18 protein-coding genes and 1 tRNA gene are annotated in these 19,717 nt (G+C 74.5%); 9 read left to right on the top strand and 10 right to left on the bottom strand.

Annotated elements, in window-relative coordinates:
* Positions 1-21: 21 nt before the first annotated feature.
* Positions 22-1,020 carry an NAD-dependent epimerase/dehydratase family protein gene (locus RM540_RS05525; RefSeq protein ID WP_311662548.1) on the top strand — a complete coding sequence of 333 codons (999 nt, stop codon included), beginning with the start codon at positions 22-24 and terminating at the stop codon, positions 1,018-1,020.
* Positions 1,021-1,097: 77 nt separating this feature from the next.
* On the opposite strand, the gene RM540_RS05520 is transcribed toward RM540_RS05525, so the two are convergent.
* Positions 1,098-1,580 (bottom strand): thiol-disulfide oxidoreductase DCC family protein, encoded by a 483-nt coding sequence (locus RM540_RS05520; protein ID WP_311662547.1) that lies wholly within the window; start codon positions 1,578-1,580, stop codon positions 1,098-1,100.
* 297 nt (positions 1,581-1,877) lie between these two features.
* On the opposite strand from RM540_RS05520, the gene RM540_RS05515 reads away from it, so the two are divergent.
* From RM540_RS05515 to RM540_RS05495, 5 genes are all read left to right on the top strand, one after another.
* The gene (locus tag RM540_RS05515; RefSeq protein ID WP_311662546.1) at positions 1,878-2,927 is read left to right on the top strand and encodes a sulfotransferase; all 1,050 of its coding nucleotides are present in this window, start codon (positions 1,878-1,880) and stop codon (positions 2,925-2,927) included.
* Positions 2,917-3,855 (top strand): capsular polysaccharide synthesis protein, encoded by a 939-nt coding sequence (locus RM540_RS05510; RefSeq protein ID WP_311662545.1) that lies wholly within the window; start codon positions 2,917-2,919, stop codon positions 3,853-3,855. Before RM540_RS05515 ends, RM540_RS05510 begins: the two co-directional genes overlap by 11 nt.
* Before the next feature lie 114 nt (positions 3,856-3,969).
* Positions 3,970-4,965, top strand: a complete 996-nt coding sequence (locus RM540_RS05505) for a glycosyltransferase family protein (RefSeq protein WP_311662544.1) — start codon at positions 3,970-3,972, stop codon at positions 4,963-4,965.
* Positions 4,966-5,067: 102 nt separating this feature from the next.
* Positions 5,068-6,255, top strand: a complete 1,188-nt coding sequence (locus RM540_RS05500) for a TolB-like translocation protein (protein ID WP_311662543.1) — start codon at positions 5,068-5,070, stop codon at positions 6,253-6,255.
* 340 nt (positions 6,256-6,595) lie between these two features.
* Positions 6,596-7,666, top strand: a complete 1,071-nt coding sequence (locus RM540_RS05495; protein WP_311662542.1) for a glycosyltransferase family 2 protein — start codon at positions 6,596-6,598, stop codon at positions 7,664-7,666.
* A 26-nt stretch (positions 7,667-7,692) separates the two neighbouring features.
* On the opposite strand, the gene RM540_RS05490 is transcribed toward RM540_RS05495, so the two are convergent.
* On the bottom strand, positions 7,693-9,192 hold the full coding sequence (locus RM540_RS05490) for a hypothetical protein (RefSeq protein ID WP_311662541.1): 1,500 nt from the start codon (positions 9,190-9,192) through the stop codon (positions 7,693-7,695).
* 380 nt (positions 9,193-9,572) lie between these two features.
* On the opposite strand from RM540_RS05490, the gene RM540_RS05485 reads away from it, so the two are divergent.
* Positions 9,573-9,713: a hypothetical protein gene (locus RM540_RS05485; RefSeq protein ID WP_311662540.1), complete on the top strand. Its 141-nt coding sequence runs from the start codon at positions 9,573-9,575 to the stop codon at positions 9,711-9,713.
* 32 nt (positions 9,714-9,745) lie between these two features.
* Here RM540_RS05485 and RM540_RS05480 read toward each other — a convergent pair whose 3' ends face one another.
* From RM540_RS05480 to RM540_RS05460, 5 genes are all read right to left on the bottom strand, one after another.
* Entirely contained in the window at positions 9,746-10,648 is a 903-nt protein-coding gene (locus RM540_RS05480; RefSeq protein ID WP_311662539.1) for a CDP-alcohol phosphatidyltransferase family protein, read from the bottom strand.
* Positions 10,645-11,760, bottom strand: coding sequence for a lysylphosphatidylglycerol synthase transmembrane domain-containing protein (locus RM540_RS05475; RefSeq protein WP_311662538.1), 1,116 nt, complete (start codon positions 11,758-11,760; stop codon positions 10,645-10,647). Before RM540_RS05475 ends, RM540_RS05480 begins: the two co-directional genes overlap by 4 nt.
* Before the next feature lie 374 nt (positions 11,761-12,134).
* Positions 12,135-14,138 (bottom strand): hypothetical protein, encoded by a 2,004-nt coding sequence (locus RM540_RS05470; protein ID WP_311662537.1) that lies wholly within the window; start codon positions 14,136-14,138, stop codon positions 12,135-12,137.
* A 395-nt stretch (positions 14,139-14,533) separates the two neighbouring features.
* Entirely contained in the window at positions 14,534-15,331 is a 798-nt protein-coding gene (locus RM540_RS05465) for a cytidine deaminase (protein WP_311662536.1), read from the bottom strand.
* 54 nt (positions 15,332-15,385) lie between these two features.
* Positions 15,386-15,811, bottom strand: a complete 426-nt coding sequence (locus RM540_RS05460) for an HNH endonuclease signature motif containing protein (protein ID WP_311662535.1) — start codon at positions 15,809-15,811, stop codon at positions 15,386-15,388.
* A 5-nt stretch (positions 15,812-15,816) separates the two neighbouring features.
* On the opposite strand from RM540_RS05460, the gene RM540_RS05455 reads away from it, so the two are divergent.
* Positions 15,817-15,898 (top strand) — tRNA-Leu (locus RM540_RS05455).
* A gap of 7 nt (positions 15,899-15,905) precedes the next feature.
* Here the strand turns inward: RM540_RS05455 and RM540_RS05450 are convergent.
* The 3 genes from RM540_RS05450 to ytxJ form a co-directional block, all read right to left on the bottom strand.
* On the bottom strand, positions 15,906-16,397 hold the full coding sequence (locus tag RM540_RS05450) for a hypothetical protein (protein WP_311662534.1): 492 nt from the start codon (positions 16,395-16,397) through the stop codon (positions 15,906-15,908).
* Positions 16,398-16,523: 126 nt separating this feature from the next.
* Positions 16,524-17,330, bottom strand: a complete 807-nt coding sequence (locus tag RM540_RS05445; protein ID WP_311662533.1) for a hypothetical protein — start codon at positions 17,328-17,330, stop codon at positions 16,524-16,526.
* A gap of 45 nt (positions 17,331-17,375) precedes the next feature.
* A complete protein-coding gene (ytxJ, locus tag RM540_RS05440; protein WP_311662531.1) occupies positions 17,376-17,717 on the bottom strand; it encodes a bacillithiol system redox-active protein YtxJ in 342 nt (113 codons plus the stop codon).
* Positions 17,718-17,857: 140 nt separating this feature from the next.
* Between ytxJ and RM540_RS05435 the strand changes: the two genes are divergently transcribed.
* Positions 17,858-19,678, top strand: a complete 1,821-nt coding sequence (locus tag RM540_RS05435; RefSeq protein WP_311662530.1) for a M3 family oligoendopeptidase — start codon at positions 17,858-17,860, stop codon at positions 19,676-19,678.
* Positions 19,679-19,717 lie beyond the last annotated feature (39 nt).

The raw sequence follows: 19,717 nt of genomic DNA, 5'->3' as shown, positions 1-19,717 counted from the left end.
ACGCTGCCCCACCCCGCCCCCATGAACACGGCAGACCAACGGACCGCCCTCGTCACCGGCGGCGCCGGCTTTATCGGCAGCCACCTCGTCGACCGGCTGCTCGCCGACGGCTGGTCGGTCGTGGCCGTCGACAACTTCGACCCGTTTTACGACCCCGCCGTCAAGCGGGCGAACATCGCGGGCCACCTCAAAAGCGAGCGGTACCGCCTGGTCGAAGCCGACATCCGGGACCTCGACGCCTTACGGGGCGGGGTGGGGGAGGGGCCGGTGGACGTCGTCGTCCACCTCGCGGCGAAGGCCGGCGTGCGGCCGTCGATCGAGGACCCGGCGGCGTACCAATCGGTCAACGTGGGCGGCACGCAGGCCGTCCTCGACTTTGCCCGCGAGCGGGGCGTCCCGCAGGTCGTGCTCGCGTCGTCGTCGAGCGTCTACGGTGTGAGCCCGGACGTGCCGTGGGGCGAGGACGACGCCGTGCTCCGCCCGATCAGCCCGTACGCGGCGACCAAGGTGGCGGCCGAGCTCTTGGGCCACGTCTACGCGCACCTCTACGGGATGCGCGTCGTCGTCCTCCGCTTTTTTACCGTCTACGGCCCGCGTCAGCGGCCTGACCTCGCCATCCACAAGTTCGCCCGGCGGATGCTCGACGGCGAGCCGATCCCGCTCTTCGGCGACGGCTCGACGCGGCGCGACTACACCTACGTCGCCGACATCGTCGAGGGCGTCGTCCGGACGATGGCCTACGACGGTTCGCCCTACGAAGTGATCAACCTGGGCAACAACCGGACGGTCCGCCTCTCCGAGCTGGTCGAGGCGCTGGAGCGGGCGCTGGGCGTCGAGGCGCGCGTCGAGCGCCACCCCGAGCAGCCCGGCGACGTGCCCCAGACCTGGGCCGACCTGGAGCGCGCGCGGCGGCTTCTGGGATACGACCCGCAGACGGGGATCGACGACGGGCTCGCCCACTTTGCCGCTTGGCTCCGCCGCCTGCGCGAGGCAGCGCCCTTCGTCGGGTACGTGCCGTAGCTGCCGATCCGCCACCCCGCCCCGCGCTCGTGTGCGTGGGGGCGGGGCGGCCCTCGGAGGGGCACCCCACCCCGCCCCTACACGAACCGCGCCCGCTCCTCGGGGCTCGGCAGCCGGCACGTCTCGCGCGTCCCAAACCACCGATAGCGGTTGGCCGCCACGTAGCGGTACACGGCGTCGCGGGCGGGGCGGGGCACGGCGGCGAGCGCGTACAAGGCAACCCACGGGGCGCCCAGCCCGCGGAGCACGCGGAGCGCGGCCGTCGACCGCTCGTGGATCCCGTCGCGGTCGGCCAGGACGACGGTGTCGAGCAGGGCGTCGGCGTCGCGTCCGTGCGTCTCCAGGTACGCCCGCGCCTCGTCGGACTGGAGCGAGGCGAACGCGAAGCGGCCCGCTGGGTCGTGGCGGATGATGAAGTCGACGGCCCCGTTACACAGCGAGCACACGCCGTCGAACAGCACGACCGCCCCGCCCGCGTCGATCCGCGCCTGGACCGGGTCGGGCGGGGCGGGGCGGGGGGCGCCGCCGGTGGCGGTGGGCGGGGCAGGGCGAGCGGTCAAGGCGCAGGCGGGGTGAGGCGCGTCAACGTCGGGCGTCCAGGCGGGTTGCGCGGGTGTGCCACCGCCCCGCCCGTCGCGGACGGTGGACCAGCCTCCGCCCGGCGCGCGTTAGCTTCGAGACAGCCCGCTCTCTCGAGGTTGCCGCGTCGACGGCGGGGCGGGCGCCGTCGCGCGGGCGAACGCTCGGCCGCCTCCGAAGTCCCGACCGCCCCGCCCTCACGCGGGCGACGAAATTGACCCCGGAACGCGCTCCCGCCGTTCGGGTCTGGTCCGCCCCGCCCGCTGAACTTCTGCCCCGTGCTGAAACGCCTCCTCACCCAGACCCACAGCGTCCCCCTCTTTCAGGGCGACCAGTCCAGGATCCACCACGACGTGCCGATGCGGCGGCTGGCCTTCCAGGGCGCCGTCGGGGCGGTCCGCGAGCGCCGAGCCCTCGCCGACGTGCAGGAGTTCGTGCAGTTCGTCGGCTTCCCGCGCTCGGGGCACTCGCTCATCGGGTCCGTCCTCGACGCGCACCCGCGGGCCGTCGTCTCGCACGAGTTGGACGCGATGGGCCTGCTCCGGGCGGGGCTCTCCGAGCGGATGCTCTACGCGCTCGTCCTGGAGAACTCGGCCGCGTTCAGCCGGAACGGCCGCTACTGGAACGGCTTCTCCTACGTCGTCCCCGGCCAGGACGGGGGCGGGGCGGGGCGGCCCACGGTCGTCGGCGACAAAAAGGGAGACTGGGCCGTCCGGTGGGTCCAACAGGAGCCCGACCTGCTCGACGCCGTCCGGCGGCGCCTCCGCGCGCGCTGCCGGTGGGTGCTCGTGACGCGCCACCCGCTCGACAACATCGCGACCATGTCGCTCCGCAAGGGGCGGACCTACGACCGGCTGCGGATCGCCTCTGAAAGCTCCGCCGCCTTCAAAGCGGAGCTCAAGGCGGCGCAGGCCCGCGGCGACATCGCGGCGTCTGCCCTTGACGCCATGATCGACGACTACGAGGAGCTGTGCGGGGGCGTCGCGCAGATGGAGGCCGCGATCTCCCCGGACGACTGGCTGCACGTCGTGTACGAGCAGTTTACGCGGGAGCCCGAGGTCGAAATCCGCCGGCTGTGCCAGTTCCTCGACCTCGACCCTGAGCCCGAGTACCTCGCCGCCGCCGCCTCCATCGTCCACGACAGCCCCAACAAGAGCCGGCGCTCCGTGACGTGGACCGACGCCCAGCTGGAGCGCGTCCGCGCCCTCACGCGCCGCTTCTCGTTCCTGGTGGACTACGACGCGTCGGACGACCCGTCCCCGCCCGCCCCGCCCGGTGCCTCGGCGGCCGCCGCCCCGCCCACGACCGCCCCGCCCGATGGCCGCTGAGACGCCGCTCGGTCCCCGCCGGTCCCTGTGGAACCGGGTCCGCCACCGCCGCTTCGTGCCCCGGCAGATGGAGCGGGACAAGGCCGTCCGCGCGCGGCTCGGCCTCGACACCTTCGTCGCCGACTGGGACGCGCTCGTCGCCCGCCCCGACCCTGGGCCGGTCGTGCCCCGCCGCCTGTGGACGATGTGGGACCAGGGCGAGGCCGCCGCCCCGCCCCTCGTCCGCGCGGCCCTCGACAGCTGGCGCGAGGTGAACCCCGGCTGGGACGTGACCGTGCTCGACGCGGACACCGTGGGGGACTGGATCGAGATGCCCCGATTGCCCCGGCACGTGACGCGCACGGCCAAGTCCGAGGTCGTCCGGCTGCGCCTGCTGAGCCGCTACGGTGGGGCGTGGGCCGACGCGACGGCCATCTGCCTGCGGCCGCTCGACGACTGGGTCGACCGGGCCGCGGCGAGCGGGCGGTTCGCGTTCGCACGGCCGCAGCCGGCCCGCCACCTCGCGAGCTGGTTTCTGGCGTCGCAGCCGGCGGACCCGGTGTTCGAGGCGTGGCGCCGCTGGTGCGAGCCCTACATCACCGCCCCGCTCAAGCCGGCCGCCTACCTCTGGATGCACTACACGTTCGAGTGGCTGCTCCGCGAAGACCCCCGCGCCGCCGCCGCCTGGGCCGGCGTGCCGCGCCTGAGCGCGCGCGGCCCCCACGTACTCCAGCGCGCCCTCGACGGCCACCTCGACGCGTCCGACCTTCCCACGCCGGCCGAGGCGGCGCGCCTACCAATGGTAAAGATGAGCTTTAAGAAGGGCTACACGCCGGGCGGGGTGGCCGACGTGTTGGCGGGGTGGGGGCTGACCGCCCCGCCCACGGTCATCGACCGGGCGGGAGAGACGGCCTCCAACGGGGGCGGGGCGGCGGCAGCGGCCGGGTGAGCCCGTGTTAAGAATCGGCGGCGCGGGACGCATGCGGATCGGGTGGGGCCAGGGCGTGTAGGACAACTCCTTACCCCGCAGGCGCCGCGCGACCTGCGGCGCCCGCCCGACTCCGTGACCCACTCCGACGCCGCCTCCCGAACCCTGCTGATCTCGTGCGTCGGGGTGGAGAGCGACCTCCCGCTCCTCCCGCACTTTCTCCGCCACTACCTCGACCTCGGCGTCGCGCCGGAGCGGATGCACCTCGTCCTCAACGCGCTGACGGCCGACGCGCCCGGCTTGGCCGAGGCCCGGGTGATCCTCGCCGAGCACGGCGTCGACGGCGGCGAGGACTGGATCGAGCCGTACACGAGCGACGCGATGTGGGACAAGCGGCGCGAGGTCCAGCGGCGCGTGGCGTCGCCCGAGGACTGGGTCGTGAGCGCCGACGTCGACGAGTTCTGCGAGTTTCCCGCCCCGCTCGGCGAGGTGCTCGACTACTGCGAGCGGCGGGGCGCGAACTGCGTCCAGGGCGTGTTTATCGACCGGCTCGCTCCGGGCGGGGCGCTCGCCGAGATCGAGCCGGCGCCGTCGCTGTGGGACCAGTTCCCCGCCGAGGCCGACGTGATCTGCACCATCCGGCAGCACGAGGGGGACGGCGACAACTACAAGTTCGGGACCGTCAACGTCATGCTCTGCCGGGGCGACGTGCTCCCCAGCCGCGGCGGCCACGCGCCGCTCAAGGGGGAAGGCGCCGTCCCCGTCTCGTTCCTCCTGGGGACGTCGCTCGGCCGGATGCCGGGGATCACGAACTCGGCCGTCCGGTTCGCCATCCCGTTCCGCGTCCACCACTTTAAGTGGACCGAGGCGCTCGCCGAGCGCCACCAGCGCCGGCTCGACACGCCCGGCGCGAGCTCGGCGGGGAGCGCCTACGGACGGCTCCTCCTGGACCGCCTCGACCGCTGGGGCGGGCGGATCGGGCTGGGCGACGTTCCGGTCCGCCACCCCACGCTCGCCGACCGTGTCCCGTGGCGCGTGCGCACGAACGCGCTCCGAGCCGCCGTCGCCGCCGACCGCGGCGCCGCCTTCGCGCGCCGGGCGGCCGGCGCCGTCAAGCGGAGGGTGGCCTAGCATCGCCGCCGGGCATCCGATCCGCACCGACCGCCCCGCCCCCGCCAGACCTCCTCGCCTCCGGCGAGGGGGACCCCACTCCATGAGCAACCGAGTCGCACCATGATGGAAACGTTCAACGGATGGGCCGGCACGCAGCTGACGGAGGGGACCCGGGCGGGGCGGTTCCACGCGCACGCCTACTACGACATCCCCGTCTTCGACGCCGACAGCCGGCTCGTGGCGGGCCATCAGGTCGGCTTCGCCGGGCGGCAGCCGACGCCCAACGATGCCATCGAGATCGGATACGTCGACACCGAGGGCGACCGCGCGTGGACGCCGGTCGGCGAGAGCCGCGCGTGGAGTTGGCAGCAGGGGGCCATGACGCAGTGGGTTCCGGGCAGCCGCACGCTCGTCTGGAACGACCGCGAGGGCGACGGCTTCGTCGCGCGCACGCTCGACTTGGACACCGGGCAGGACAGGACGCTCCCGCGCCCGGTCTACGCCGTCGACCCTACGGGACAGTTCGCGCTCTCGCTCAACATGGCCCGGCTCGACCACGTCCGCCCCGGCTACGGCTACCCGGGCGGGGCGGGCGCCCGCCTGGACCAGCGGCGCCCGGCCGACGACGGCGTGTGGCGCATGGACCTGGAGACGGGCGACTCGCGGCTCGTCCTCTCGCTCCGCGACGCGGCCCGGCTCGTCGCGCCGCTGCTGTCGCCGAAAGAGCGCCTCAAGCACTTTATCCGGCGCTACGTCTACTGGTTCAACCACGTGAAGATGTCGCCGGACGGGCAGCGGTTCACGGTCAAGTTCCGGTTCCGCCCGCGCGACTTTAGCCGGTGGAAGTGGAACGGGCGGATGGGCATGAGCCTCACGTGCGGCGTCGACGGGAGCGACCTCCGCCTGCTCTCGTGGGCGACATCGCACGTGATCTGGCTCGACGACGAGCGGCTCTACCTCTGGAACGAGGCGGACCGAGAGCTCGCCCTCTACCGCGACGCCCCCTCCGGCGGCCAGCGGGTCGAGCGGATGGCGCCGGGCCTCGTCGACTACAACGTCCACATGCGCCACTTCCCGGAGACGACGGATCGGTTCGTGTTCGACACGCCCTACCGGGAGGAGGTCGACGTGTTCGCGTACGACGCGAGCAGCGGAGAGCAGGAGCAGGTGGCGCGGTTCCAGAACCACCGGCCCACGAGCGGCGCGTTCCGGTGCGACCTCCACCCGAACCCGAGCCCCGACGGCGAGAAGGTGGTCGTGACGTCGCTCGACGACGGGGGGCGGCAGATGTACCTCCTGACTCGCTAGTGCAGCGGCAAGAGGTCTCGTGCGCCCCGCCCCGCCCGGTCCGCCACCCCTGGCTGCGCCGTCGCTTCGTGGTGTTTAGGAAGGAGACTCCTCCCACCCCGCCCCGCTCAGTTGGAACGCTGATAAAGTAGAAGACCTCTTGATCGTGATCTAGGCTCCGCTCGGGCGGGGCGGCCCGTCTTTGTACGCGGCTCGCGCCCGACCGCCCCGCCCCTGCGTGTAGCGTCGCCGTCTCGGCTTTCATGTTTACTCCCCCCATCTCCGTCGCCTTGAGCGGCCATCCCGACCGCACGGCTGTGGGCGGGGCGGCCGCGCGGTCGGAGGCACCACCCCGCCCCTGATGGAGCGCTCCCTAGAGGAACAGGCCGTCCCCCGCGTGAGCGTGCTGATGGCCGTCTACAACGGCGAGCAGTACCTCGCTGAGGCGCTCGACAGCGTGCTCGCGCAGACGCTCTCCGACATCGAGATCGTCGTCGTGGACGACGCGAGCACGGACGGGACGGCCGCGATCCTCGCGGACTACGCCGCGCGGGACGGCCGCCTCGTCGTGCTCCGGAACGAGGAGAACCGGAAGCTCGCGGCCTCGCTGAACCGGGGGCTCGCCGCGTGCCGCGCCCCGCTCGTCGCCCGCGCCGACGCCGACGACGTGAACATGCCGGACCGCCTCGAAAAGCAGGTCGCCTTCCTTGAACGCCACCCCGAGGTCGGCGTCCTCGGCAGCGGGTTCCACAGGATAGGTCCCGGCGGCGAGTACCTTTACAGCAAGGGCTACGCGGAGGACCACGAGACGATTCGTGCCCGGCAGCTCTTCTCCGGAAGCCTCCTCCACCCGAGCGTCGTGTTCCGGGCCGACGTCGTCCGAGGCGTCGGCGGGTACGACGAGAGCTACTGGACGGCCCAGGACACCGACCTGTGGGCTCGGCTCCACGACCGGACTCGGTTTGCGAATCTCCCCGACACTCTCGTCCACTACCGCACGCACGGGACGTCGGTCGTGAGGACGCGGGGAAAGGCTGGGCTGCGGCTCAGCCTACGCGTGTCGCAGCCCCTCCTAGAGGACCGGCTGGAGCGCACGCTCACCGACGAGGAGGTCGCGGCCGTGGTCACGCTGTACCGGGGGCACCACGCGCTCAACCCTGCAGGCGTTCGCGTCGGGCTCCCCCTGCTCCGGGAAGTGCTCCAGCGAGTGCGCCAGACCGAGCCGCCCGCGGCCGCCCAGTCCCTGCGTCGGGAGGCCGCGGCGTCGCTGCTCGCGCAGGGGGGAAGGCACGGCCTGCGAGACCCCAGAGCTCTGCGGGCGCTCCTCTGCTCGGCGGCGGCACTCGACCCGCGCCTTCTCGCGTCCCGCCGGATGGCCCGGCTTCTCCCCCGTGCCATCGGATTGCACTCCGCGGAGCCGCCCGCCCGCTGACGGGCGGAGCCCAGCCCGCTGGTGGTCTAGGCCCGCGAATCGGTCGGCGCGCTCTCGTCAGAGTGTGGAGGCGCAGCGCGCGAGCGGGCGCCGACAGCGTAGCGCGCCGCTCGTCGGACGCGCCACCGGACCGCGTGGGCGGCCCGGTACGCGAGTCCCGTCCACCCCGGCCGAGACTGGTACGGGATCTCCGCGAGCTCCGGCCACCCCGCCCGGGCTACGTCGTCGGCGAGGCGGTTCGCGAGCCGGTACGCGACCGGCAGCCGGGCCATCGCGTCGACGACCCGGCGGTCGATGAACGGGACAAGCGGGGTGGTGGTCGGCGAGACGCCGTAGAGGTGGGGGCTGGCCCAGCACCCCATCCGGTTCTCCCAGTAGACCTGGCCCAGAAACGAGAACGGGTCCGTCCACGAGACCCCCTCGAACCACGCCTCGAGCGCCTCGACCCGCTCGGCGAGGGGGGCGTCGTCGTAGCGGTCGAGGACCATCGCGGCGTCGATTGGGGTCTCCGGCGTCAGGGTCCGCTGCATCCGGCTCGCCCGTCCGAGCTCGCCGCCGAACCCGGCCAGGAGGGTGCCGCCCGGTGGGAGGTGACAGCGGACGCCCTCGTAGAAGTCCTTTGCCTTGCCCGCGCTGCCGGCGTACCCCGTCCGTTCGAGGTAGACCTCGCGCGTGCTCCCGATCGGTTTGAGAGGAATGACGTGGTGGGGGAGCCGGAGCCGGCGCGCGATGGCTCGGCCCGCGGCGGTGTCGACGGGCTGAGCCGGGTGGTCGAAGGTGTAGAGCGAGGTCCGGTCGGCGACGCCTCGTGCGGACGCCAGGATCATGCGCGAGTCCCGCCCCGCCGTGATCCCAATGCGGATCGGCCCGATCGACGCCGCCGCCTCGACGTTCCGCCGAACGCCGGCGGCGATCTCGTGGACGAGCCCGGCGGTCTCGTCGCTGGAGACGGGGACTGGCGCTTCCTGCCAGTGGTGGCGGACCGCCCCGCCCGTCGCGAGGTCGGCGTAGTGGTTGGGGACGAGACGCTGGACCTCGGGGTCGCTCGTCCGCCCGGCGTAGAAGAACCCGCTGCTGGGGGTGGGCGGGGCGGGGCGGCGGAACTCCCGCCCGTGCGCCCACGCCAGGAGCGTCCCCGTCGAGGCCGCCCCGCCCCACCCATAAACGGCCGCGAGCGTCCCGCCCGGGTCGAGGTAGAGCCGCTCGAACCCGTCGTCGGCGGCGAGCACGCAGGCGAAGCGGCCGCCGTGGGCGTAGACGGCGTCCTCGACGGCCGTCGCGGTGTCCGGGCGGGGCGGCTCAGGGAGCGTGAGCGGCGTGTCGCGGACGGCCCCGTCTGGCGTGACCGCGAACCCGATGAGGGCGCCGACCGTCCGGCCGTCGGGGTCGAGGACGAAGCACACCGGGAGGTCGGTCGCCAGCGTCCAGCGCCCGACGGTGTGCTCGGCCCACCCCTCGGGGACGCGGGAGAGGGCGGTGCCCAGGACGAACTGCCCCGCGTACAAGCGGGCAGGAGGAGGGAGCACAGGGACGAGGGGCTGGTACGGGCGGTCGCTTCTGGAGACCCGTACGGGACGACAGCGTACCCGTTCGCCCGGCTCTTCAGCGAAGGACCTCTTTCAGGGTCTCCCTGCACGCGTGCCGCCATCCGTCTCTACGGTCTCCGTCGTAATCCCTTGGCACAACGCGGAGGCCTCTGCCCCCGCTGTCCCCGCGCCGGCGCAGACCGCCCCGCCCGACATCGTCGTGATCGTCGTGCGTCGACGGCGGGTCGACGGACGGAACCGCCCGCGCGCGTGGGCGCCCTCGCCTTCGCGGAGGTGCGCGCCCTCGCGGGCGGGGCGGACCTCGACGCCGCAAGGCTTTGAAGGCAATTTGGGGGCTGTACCCGTGCGGCGCGGAGGCCGTGAAGATGTTCTACGACCGCAGCCTCCCCGCCCACTACGTGCCGCCGGTCTCGGCGTCCAACGCGCGGCCCTACGTCTGGGCGTACCGAGTACTCGGGTTCCGGTGGGCGGGGCGGGTGCGGTCAGCGTTCCGGGAGTAGCGCGCGGGCTGCCCCGCACAAGCCGCCCCGCTCTACGCCGCCCCGCCCGCGCCGAGCCGCGCGAGCAGCGCCCGGTCGTTCCGCCGCTGCATCTGCAGGAGGGCCAGAAACACGCCGTTCAGGACGACGGCCTCGAAGGCAAAAAAGTAGACCGGGCTGCCGAGCAGGCAGGCCACGGCGATCGCGCCCGTCCGGTAGTTCGAGCTCAGCAGGTTCCACCGCCGGAGGCCCGCGAGGTGCGTGGCCCGGTACGCCTCGGCCACGCGCGCCGCCCCGCCCGGTGCGGCTGCCGCCGCCGCGAGCCGCCGCCGGAGCGGGGCGGCCGCAGCCGCACCCCGATACTGGATCTGGAGGTAGAGGAGCTGGAGCCGCCCGAGCGCCCACGCCACGCCCGTGGCCCCACGCGTCTCCTCCCGGTACTCGTCGGGCGTCGGGACGCGGGCCGACTGCTTGCCTTGGACCCAGAAGTCGTAGGCGTAGCGTTGGCCTTCGTAGGCGTTCGCCTGCACGGCGTGGCTCGCGCCAGCGGCCGCGGCCCACAGCCACACCCACGACCCCTGCGTTGCCGACGCGGCGGCGGCGAGGCTCGCGTACACGAGCACGAACGTGCCGTGGTCGCACAGGCCGTCGAGCACCTTCCCGATCTCCGATGTCTTTCCTGTTAGCCGCGCGAGTTGGCCGTCGGCGCCGTCGAGCACGTGCCACACGACCATGAGCGCGAAGCCCAGCACGACAAACGGCCACTCGGTGTAGCGGGCGTAGGCGACGGCGGCCCCGGCCCCGAACGCGAGCCCGGCCAGCGAGACCGCGTTCGGCGAGACGCCCCACCGCGCGAGCGGCGCCACGAGCGCCCGGCTCAGCGGGTGGACAAAGAGCCGGTTCGTCGGCTCCTCGATCTCGCCCGTCCGCTTGACGGCGACGGTCTCCTCGGTCATGTACGGGCGCCAGCGGGGCGGGGTGGGGAGGGGGCGACCCGTGCCAGGTGGCGGGCGACGAGGACGAGGCCGGCTCCAATAAACACGTAGAAGCTCAGGAGCCGCCACACGAGCAGCGTCGGCGCGACGAGCGCGGCGGGCACGAGCGGCGGCCCCAGGAACAGGACGTACAGGCCCTCGACGCCGCCCGCCCCGCCCGGCGTGGGCACGACGAGTGCGCCCAGTTGGAGCGCCGCTGAGCGTGCGAACACGAGCGCTTGATCGACGCCCGGGTACACGCTTGCGATGACGCACACGGCGAGCGCGTACCGGCAGATCCAGGGCACGAGCGATACGGCGAACGCCTTCGCGTAGAACCCACCGGACCGCGAGCGGAGCGACCGCGACCGGGCCTGCATGTCGGCCATCGCTCCGCGCGCGCGCTTCGCAAACCGGCGGAGCCAGCGGAGCCGGAACAGGCGCTCGACCCACCCCGCCATCCGGTCCGGCCGGACGAGCGTCCCGTAGGCCAGCACGGCCACCCACGCGAGGTAGCCGACGAAGAACGCGAGCAGGGCGGCCGTGCCCGCCGTGCCCAGAGCCTGCGGGAACACGTCGAGCCAGACGGCGGCGACGAGGAGCACGGGGATGGTGAGCGCGAACCACACCTGGTCGACCAGCATCGCGAACAGGACGACCGACGTGGCCTCGCCCAGCGGGAGCTGCCGGTCGCGCGCCATGAACACGGCCAGAAACGGCCCGCCGCCCACGGCCGACGGCGTGACGTAGGCGAAAAAGTCCCAAACGATCTGGTCGCGGACGCCCCGGCGGAGGCCGATCTGCCCGTCCGACACCACGCGGAGCCGCCACGCCCCGAACACGACGCGGAGCACGACGGTGCCGACCGCGGCGACCAGGAGCCAGGGGCGGGCGTCGCGGAGGAACGGCCGGAACGCGACCGGGTCGAACGTGGCGTAGCCGATCACGCCAAACACGACGGCGCTCAGTGCCACCGACCACGCGAACGGCCGGAGCGACACGCTCGGGGCGGCGGGGACGTCGGCCGCCCCGCTCTCGACGGGGTCGCCCTGGGCGGGCGGGCGGGCGGTCTCGTCGAGGGTGTCCGGCAGCATGCGGGCGGGGCGGGGGAGGCGGCCGGCGCGTCCACCTCGGGCGGGGCGGGGGGAGCCGAGCGCGTCCCGGAGGATACCGCCGCGGCGTTCGCCCCACGGCGCCGGCCTCGCCTCGGCCGCCCTGGCACTCACCCCGCCCGCGGCGTGGGCGGGGCGGCCCCCCGATGCGGACACCACGCGTGGCGTCGCTCCGAATCCAGCTCGGCCCGTTCCCTGGGGGCGGGGCGGTGATCGCCGGCCCGCGGCCCCGCCTGCGGACCGCCCCGCCCGTGCGCCGTGGCCCGACGGCGTTGCATGCAACGCCGCTACGTCGGTCGCCCCGCCCATGCCTGGGCGGGGTGGTTCAGCTTCTGCTCGCTGCTCGCTGCTCGCTGCTACACCATCCCCGCCCGCTTGCGGATCACCCACTCCGCCGTCAGCAGCGCGACGGCCAGGGCCAGCAGCCACGGGAGCCCGACGAGCGGCGTCTCGTCCTCGCGCACGAGCGGGCGGTCGGCGAGCGCGCCCCGCTCGCGGAGGCCGGCCACGAACGAGCCCAGCGTGTCCAGCCCGACGACCGCCCCGCCCGAGCGCGCGGCCACCTGGCGGAGCAAGGCGGGGTCGGCGCCGGGCTCGCGGAACTCGGCCGCGAGCGCGCCCACGCCGAACGAGCCGCGGTCGGTTCCTAGCTCTACACCGCCCCGCTCGGCCTCGGCCGTGAACGTGTAGGTGCCGGCGGGGCGGACGCCCAGGTCTACGACGTAGCGCCCGTTCCCCACCGGCCGCATCGCCTCGCGCTGGACGTCGCCGGACGGCGCGCGGACGGCGACCGTGAGGCGGGCGTCGCTGATCGGTTCCAGGCTCTCGCCGTACGCCTGGCCCGTGAGCGTCACGCGGTCGCGCTCGCCGAAGAGCGCGCGGTCGGGGCGGACCCGGACGCGCCGGCGGTCCTGGGGCGCGGTCGTCCAGCGGACGAGGTTGTCGAGGAGCCGGTCGTAGGCGCCGCGGAGGTCGCCCAGGTCGTCCGGGAGCGTCCGCCAGCGCCACGTGCCGGCGCCGAGCACGGCCGCCGACCGCCGGGCGCCCGCGCGCACGGCGACGAGCGGGACGTCGAGCGCCGCCCCGCCCCGGCGGACGCCGGCCAGCGACCGCGCGCCCGGCGCGAGCGTCCACCGCGACGTGGTGACCGCGACCGGCGGGAGCGCGGAGAGGCGCGACGCGTCGACGCCCAGGCCCTCGAAGACCGGGTGGGCCTCGCCGGCCGGCGTCGGCGCGAGACCGGCTTCGGCGAACCCGGCGCGGACGGCCGCCGGCGCGGCCGGGAGCACGTCGCCGAACGCCCGCGCGAGGAGCGAGAGGTCCGTCTGCCGCGTGAGCACGAACAGGACCGGCAGCCCGCTCGCCGCCAGCCGCTCGGCCGTCTGCCCGTCGGCGGCGGGGCCGGGGTAGCCGGCCAGGACGAGGAGGTCGAACGCGCCCAGCCGGGCGGGGAGGGCGCCCTCGTAGAACAGGCCCGGCGCCCGCTGCGTGCGGACCGTCACGTCGAGCGAGCGGTCGGCCTCGAGCGCGGCGCGGAGCGCGGCGAGGTCGGGGTCCGGCGCGCCGGCCACGACGAGCACGCGGCGCCGGTCGTCCAGCACGCGGACCTCGACGACGGCCGTGTTGTTGCGCGTCGTGGCCTCGCCGGCCAGCGGCCCCACCGCCACCGTGTACCGGCGGACGCCCGGCGCGGCCGGCGTCACGGTCAGGTCCACAACGGCTTCCGCCCCGCCCGCCGGCAACTCGACCGCCCCGCGCGTTAGGACGCGCCCGTTCTCGGAGATCGTCACCGGCGCCGTCTGCCCCGCGTACCCGCTCGCCCGGACGCCGACCTGGACGGGCAGCGGCGACCGCGCGTAGGCCACGTCATTCGTCACCGCCCGCGCCAGGCGGACGTCGCGGCCCGAGACGCTGTCGCCGGCCACGGCCGTCCAGATCGGGACCGGGAACCGCTCGGCGAGGTAGGCCGGGTTCCGCCCGTCGGTCACGCGCCCGTCCGACACCAGGACCACGCCGCGCAGGTTGCGCCCGGCAAAGTCGGCTTCGACGCGCCCGAGCGCCGCCGCGATGTCGGTCCGCTCGCCCGCGAAGCGGAGGCTGTCGCCCGGCAGCGCCCGCCCCGCCGGCGCGGCCTCGGCGCCGAAGCGGTAGAACCGGAGCGCCGCGTCGGCCGGGAGCCCGTCGAGCGCCGCGCGGACGGCGTCGGCGGGCGGTCCGGCTCCGAGCGTGAGGCTCTCGCTGTCGTCGACGAGGACGGCCAGGAGCGGCGCCTCACCCGTCCGCGTGACGCGGCGCCACACGGGGTCGAACAGGAGGAGCAGGACGAGGAAGAGGGCCGTGAACCGGAGCACCGGGAGCACGACGCGCCGCCACCCGGTCGCGGGCGGCGTGCTCCGCCCGTAGCTCCACCACGCGAGGGCGCCCGCGCCGAGCGTGCACGCGGCGAGGAGGACGGGCGAGTAGGCGAGGGCGAGGTCCAGGGCGGCGGCGCGTCGGTACGTCGTCGGGTCAGTCGGTCAGCGAGTCGGTCGATCTACGCCAGCGGAGCGCACTGGGACCGCCCCGCCCCTGCGGCGTCTTACCTGGAGCGGGCGGGGCGGCTTCGGGCCGTTCAGAGCGGACGCCAACGCGCTTCGTCAAGTCGGATTGCACACGGGCGGGGCGGGCACCTTGATCCACTGATCCACTGATCCACTGATCCACTGATCCACTGATCCACTGATCCACTGATCCACTGATCCACTGATCCACCGGCTCACTGGCCGACGGACAGCCGCTCGCCGCCGAAGGCGGCCGGCAGGAGGGCCGCCGGCGTCGTCACCTCGGGCGGGTCGGTCCCGCGCCAGACGACGACCTCGGCGTCCGGGGCCAGCTCGGCGATCACCTGGCGGCACCCGCCGCAGGGCGTGCCGCCGGGCGCCCGCACGCACGCGACGTAGAGCCGGCGGACTGGCCCGAGCCCGGCCGCCCGCGCGGCCACGAGCGCCGTCCGCTCGGCGCAGAGCCCGCGCGACCAGTCGCCGTCGAGCTCGACGTTGGCGCCGACCACGAGCTGGCCCTCGCCGTCCTCGACCGCGGCGCCGACGGCGAAGTCGGAGGCCGGGACGTGCGCCCGGTCGGCGGCCGCGAGCGCGAGCGCCGCCCCGCCCGCGACATCGGGCGGGGGCGGGAGGCGGAGCGTGAGGCGGACCGCCGCGCCGACCACGGGCGCCGCCCCGCCCTCGCGGACGGCGAGGTCGGGGGCCGCGAGCCGCCACGGCCCGTCGGTCCAGTCCTCCAGCAGCGCCCGCTCGCCGCGCGTGAGCGGCCGGCTGAGCGCGGCGGCGACGGGCGCGGCGCCCGCCGTGGCCGCGAGCGCGAGGGCGCCCTGGAGCGCCGAGATCGTGAGCGGGAACGAGGCGTTCTCGAGGCGCGGCGCGGCGAGCCAGCCTCCGCTCTCGAACAGGACGGCCGCGCCGACGGGCGCGCGGGAGTAGGGGACGTGGGCACGCGCGGCGACGGCCTGGGCGTGTCCGCGGAGGCGGTCGGGACCCGCGGGCGGGTTCTGCGGCATGGGCGGGCGGGGTGGGGCCGTAGCTTACGACCGCGGGCGGGGCGGCCCGGGGGCTTAACTCCGAGAGCGGTTCCGCCACGTGTCGGTCAGGGCGTGGCAGTTGGGGCACAGCAGCGCGAGGTTCGCGAGGACGTTGTTCGTCCGGTCCCCGTCACGGTGGTGGACTTCTAGCGGGGTGGGCTCCTCCTGCCACCTTTGGCCCCCGCACCGCTCGCACGCGGCCCCTCGTTCTTTGATCAGGTGGGGCTTCGCATGGGTAGCCCTTGTGTAGTCCGACCAGTCCTTCTGTCGTTCGCCTCGGCTCCATGCTCGACCCGTAAAGTGGGAAGCGTCCAGCCCGAGTCGCTGGAGGGTCCGCTTGGCGTTCGCGTAGTTCCCACCGGCCGGGCGAAGCCCGAGCCGGCGGAGGACGCCGGCGATGCTCTTGGAGGCGCGAACGGCGGCCACGAACTCGGCGTCGGTGTATCTTTTCGTGGCCATCGAGCGGGGGCGTGGTGGAACTGGCAGACACAACGAGCTTAAGCCTCGTCGCCTCACGGCTTGCGGGTTCGAGTCCCGCCGCCCCCACCCCGCCCTACGTCGCCGCGCGGTCTGTGGCCTCCGTCTCTCGCCGCTCGGGCGGGGCGGCCGCCCGGTCCTCCACGGCCGCCCGCTCGTCGCCGCCCCGCCCGGCCGCGTAGTAGTCGGCGTTGATGGCGCGGATGGTCCGGTTGGCGCGGGCGACCGTCGCGTCCTGCTGGCGGTCACGCCAGGCGGCCTGCGCGTTGGCCCGCTCGACGGCCCGCTCGACGTGGGGCTTGTGGATCGAGACGTAGTCCTCGGGCGACGTGTGGACGACGAGCCCCTGCCGGACCTCGGTCTCGTTGTGGACCCGGACGGACCCGACGTGGACGCTCCGCTTGCGGAGGTAGTCGGTCCGGCTCCACTCGAGGTTGAACGCCGAGATCCAGTCGTCCGACGGGTCGCCCGAGAGGCGGAGGACGAGGGTCGTGATGTGGTCGCCGGCGTGGGAGGTGGCGAGGGCGTCCTCGTAGATGCCGAGGATGCGGACGTGGTCAGTAGACATGGGGGACGTGGTGGCAGCAGACGCACAAGATGACGCCCGCCCCGCCCGCGGGCCGTGGGGGCGGGGTGGGAAATCGCAACCTGAGGCCGTTCCTCGAACAACCCTCAGCAAACTCTCGGCGCCCCGCTAGCCGCGCACGCCGCCCCGACGGCGGGGCGAGGGCGGTGCGGCGGGGCGGGGCGGCTCGACGGCCCCGAGCCGGCCGGCCGCGTCGGCGACGTAGACCGAGGCGTAGCCCCAGCCGACCGCCCGCTCGGCGGCCGCCGCCGCGTCGGAGCCGACGAACGCCAGCGGCGTCCCCAGGTCGGCGGGCAAGGTCTCGGCCGCGAGCGAGTCCGGGGCCACGCGGAGCGCCCCGGGCGGGGCGGCGTCCGCCCCCAGGTCGACGACGAGGCCGCCGGCGCGGACGAGGGCGTCGACCGTCTCGGCGCCGGGCCACGCCACGGTCTGCGCGAGGTCGTACTCGGCCAGAACCGGCGCGGCGGCCGCGAACACGGCGTCGCCCGAGGTCGGCGCGGCGCGCCCGCGGACCGTGCCCTCGCCGTCGAGGACCACGGCGAGCGGGGCGCCCTGGTACCCGAGCGCTTCGAGCTCGGCGGCGGGCGTCTCCTCGAGGATGACCGCGAGCACGGCCGCCCCGCTCGCCTCCAGGTCGCCGGTCGCCTCGCCCAGCGCCGCCCACGCCGCCGCGTCGCCCGCCGCCGCGAGGTGGACCACGACGGGCCGGCCGGCGAACGCAGCCAGCGGCACCGGCCCGGTCGCCGACGGGAGCACGAGGTCGCGGGCGCCGCTGTGCGCAGCCCCGCTGGTGAACTCGGCCGCCCCGCCCGAGGGCTCCGCCCCGCACCCCCACGCGAGCGCGGCACACGCGAGCACGAAGCACGCGGCGAGCGGGGCGAGCAGCCTCGGGCGGGGCGGGGCAGGGCGGGTCACGGAGGGGGCGTGCGTCGGGGAACTCGCTGGGGCGGGGCGGGCGGGTTAGGCGGCGGCCTCGGCCGCCGACCGGAGCGCGGCGACGCGGATGTTGTGGTGGCTCTTGACGTCGATGGCCTCGCCGTCCTTGATCAGGAGGGCCTGCGGCGTCTCGTGCTGGACGCCCAGCTGCTCGGCGAGGTAGTCCGACACGTCGCGGGCGTACTGCACCACGACGGCGTAGAGCGGCGGGTCGCCGTCGCCTTCGAGCCCGACGAACTCCATCTGGCCGCGGGCCGAGATCGGGCACGCGATCGAGTGCTTGAGGAGGTACACCGGGCCGTCGTGGGACGCCTGGAGCATGGCGTCGGCGTCGGCGGTGGACGTGAGTTCTTGGACCTGGGCCATGAGAATCTGCGGGGATCTGCGCGAGGGAGGGGGCCGTACCGGAGGCCGCAACCACAGCGCTGCCCCGGCTCCTGGAAGCTACGGCGGCCCCTGGGCTACCGCAGGGGCTGCTCTCGTAAGGTTTTTCCCTACCCGATCCGATGTCCAAGACCCCGCCCGCCGACGCCCCGACCGCCCCGCCCCCGACCGGCGCCGAAGACGTCCGCTGGACGCTCGACGACCTCTGCGCCTCGGCGGCCGACCTCGACGCCGACCTCGCGACGGCCGAGACCGAGGCCGTCGACCTCGCCGGCCGCCTCCGCGGCCGTGTCGGCGACCTGGACGCCGCCGAGCTGGCCGGGGCGCTCGCCGATCTCGCCGACGTCCACGACCGGGCGGGGCGGGCCTACACCTACGCCTACCTCGCGTGGAGCACGGACACCGAGGACCCGGCCCGCGGCGCGCTCCTCCAGCGGGTCCGCGAGGCGTACACACGCGTCGGCCAGGAGCTCGTCTTTTTCGACGTCGAGTGGGCGGCCGTCGAGCCGGACCGGGCGCGGGCGCTTCTGGAACACCCCGAGCTCGCGCCGTACCGGCACTACCTGGAGCTCAAGACCGAAGCCCGCGAGCACGTCCTCTCCGAGCCCGAGGAGAAGATCCTGGCCGAGAAGGCCGTGACCGGGTGGAGCGCGTGGAACCGGTTTTTCGACGAGACGCTCGGGGCCGCCCGGTTCCGCGTCCGCGGCGAGAGCCTCCCGCTCCAGCAGGCGACGGTCAAGCTCTACGACGCCGACCGGAGCCTCCGCCGCGACGCGGCCGAAGCCGTGACCGAGGGGCTCGTCACGCTGGAGCGCCCGCTGACCTACGTGTTCAACACGGTCCTGGCCGACACGGCGTCGAGCGACCGGCTCCGCCACTACCCGTCGTGGATCGCGAGCCGGAACGAGGCCAACGAGATCGACGGCGCCTCGGTCGACGCGCTCGTCGAGGCCGTCACGGGGCGCTACGCGCTCGTCGAGCGGTTCTACGCGCTCAAGCGCCGGCTCCTCGGGCTCGACCGGCTCTACGACTACGACCGCTACGCGCCGACCGGCGAGGCCGACCGCTTCGTGACGTGGGACGAGGCGCGTGAGCAGGTCACGGCGGCCTACGCCGGCTTCGACGCCGAGATGGGCGGGGTGGTCGAGCGCTTTTTCGACGGGCGCTGGATCGACGCCCCGCCCGCGCCGGGTAAGCGGGGCGGGGCGTTCAGCCACGGGGCCGTGCCGAGCGCCCACCCGTACATCCTGATGAACTACACGGGCACGCTCCGCGACGTCCAGACGCTGGCCCACGAGCTGGGGCACGGGGTCCACCAGTACCTCGCGCGTGACCAGGGCGTGTTCCACGCCGACACGCCGCTGACGACGGCCGAGACGGCGAGCGTCTTCGGCGAGATGCTCACGTTCCAGCGGATGCTCGAGACGACCCCGAGCCCGGACGACCGCCTCGCCCTCCTCGTCGGCAAGATCGACGACACGATGGCGACCGTCTTCCGCCAGGTGACGATGAACCGCTTCGAGGACCGCATCCACACGCACCGCCGCGAGCGGGGCGAGCTGACGCCGGACGACTTTGCCGGGCACTGGATGGCGACGCAGGAGGCCATGTACGGGAACGCGGTGACGCTAACCGAGGGCTACCGCCACTGGTGGAGCTACATCCCCCACTTTGTCCACACGCCGGGCTACGTCTACGCCTACGCCTTCGGCGAGCTCCTGGTGCTCGCGCTCTACGCGCGCTACCAAGCCGAGGGGCCGGGCTTCGCGCGGAAGTACCGGGACCTCCTGGCCGCGGGCGGGTCGGACTGGCCGCACGTGCTCGTGGGCCGGCTGGGCATCGACCTCCACGACCCGGGCTTCTGGGACCAGGGCCTCGACGCCGTCGAGGCGCTCGTGGCCGAGGCCGAGCGGCTGGCGGCGCCCTCGGGCGACGGGCAGTAGACGGGGCGGCGACGCCGCCGGCTGCCCGCTCTTGCGGCA

This window comes from Rubrivirga litoralis (assembly GCF_031846415.1).
Classification (GTDB): Bacteria; Bacteroidota; Rhodothermia; order Rhodothermales; family Rubricoccaceae; genus Rubrivirga; species Rubrivirga litoralis.
Note: the sequence above shows the minus strand (reverse complement) of the source record. Positions and strands in the feature narration are given on the sequence as shown.

Coding starts and splice junctions, on each gene's coding strand:
- ytxJ (WP_311662531.1), bottom strand. CDS start 17,717: ATGGCCCAGGTCCAAGAACTCACGTCCACCGCCGACGCCGACGCCATG.
- RM540_RS05465 (WP_311662536.1), bottom strand. CDS start 15,331: ATGCCGCAGAACCCGCCCGCGGGTCCCGACCGCCTCCGCGGACACGCC.
- RM540_RS05450 (WP_311662534.1), bottom strand. CDS start 16,397: ATGTCTACTGACCACGTCCGCATCCTCGGCATCTACGAGGACGCCCTC.
- RM540_RS05525 (WP_311662548.1), top strand. CDS start 22: ATGAACACGGCAGACCAACGGACCGCCCTCGTCACCGGCGGCGCCGGC.
- RM540_RS05460 (WP_311662535.1), bottom strand. CDS start 15,811: ATGGCCACGAAAAGATACACCGACGCCGAGTTCGTGGCCGCCGTTCGC.
- RM540_RS05480 (WP_311662539.1), bottom strand. CDS start 10,648: ATGACCGAGGAGACCGTCGCCGTCAAGCGGACGGGCGAGATCGAGGAG.
- RM540_RS05435 (WP_311662530.1), top strand. CDS start 17,858: ATGTCCAAGACCCCGCCCGCCGACGCCCCGACCGCCCCGCCCCCGACC.
- RM540_RS05510 (WP_311662545.1), top strand. CDS start 2,917: ATGGCCGCTGAGACGCCGCTCGGTCCCCGCCGGTCCCTGTGGAACCGG.
- RM540_RS05475 (WP_311662538.1), bottom strand. CDS start 11,760: ATGCTGCCGGACACCCTCGACGAGACCGCCCGCCCGCCCGCCCAGGGC.
- RM540_RS05495 (WP_311662542.1), top strand. CDS start 6,596: ATGGAGCGCTCCCTAGAGGAACAGGCCGTCCCCCGCGTGAGCGTGCTG.
- RM540_RS05500 (WP_311662543.1), top strand. CDS start 5,068: ATGATGGAAACGTTCAACGGATGGGCCGGCACGCAGCTGACGGAGGGG.